General features: G+C 54.1%; 1 protein-coding gene. It reads left to right on the forward strand.

Features of this window, described 5'->3' with window-relative positions; all coding sequences use genetic code 11:
* Positions 1 to 503 (forward strand): hypothetical protein (locus tag RVY79_RS17035; RefSeq protein WP_317465661.1); only part of this gene is annotated, 503 nt, incomplete at its 5' end.
* Positions 504 to 575: the final 72 nt, after the last annotated feature.

Below are 575 nucleotides of genomic sequence, written 5' to 3' on the forward strand. Positions count from 1 at the left end.
GCCTAGCGTGGAGCGAAAGCATTGGGCACAGGGTTGTACTTGGCCAAATTCAGGATCGCTGCAAGGCGATTGAGCGAGAGCGGGAGCTTGAATTCGAGTTGCGACAGACGATGATCAAGCACCTGCAAACTGTCCACGTGCAACCCAATGTGAACGCTGTGGCAAGCCAGAGAGCAGTTGAAGTGATCCAGGCTCACGATCAGCGGATAGCTGGCATGAACGCCAAGCTGGATGTAGTCATGACCGAGCGCAGCACCTACTATCTGAATGCGCTAAAACCACTGGTTAAACGCCTTGCTGAGATCAGGCCGTTGTTTCCACCCGTTCTTGCAGAACTGCGGAAGGAGATGGAGCTGCCGTTTGATGAGGCGACTTTTGCCAAGGACCAAGATTCAATAGCAGGTGAGATACGTTGTGCGCTTGAGCGGCGGATTGCTGAGGCAGAACAGTACCTATCGGCGAGAAGGGCGCAGCAGAACTCAGCAGCATCTCAAGCTACGTGAAGGTCTCAGGCCGCTGTTCGCCCTTGAAATATGATCTGTCGACTCGACCTTAGGAAGGTTCGGGAGTGTGAC

It is taken from the genome of Chromohalobacter sp. HP20-39 (assembly GCF_033052815.1).
Classification (GTDB): domain Bacteria; phylum Pseudomonadota; class Gammaproteobacteria; order Pseudomonadales; family Halomonadaceae; genus Chromohalobacter.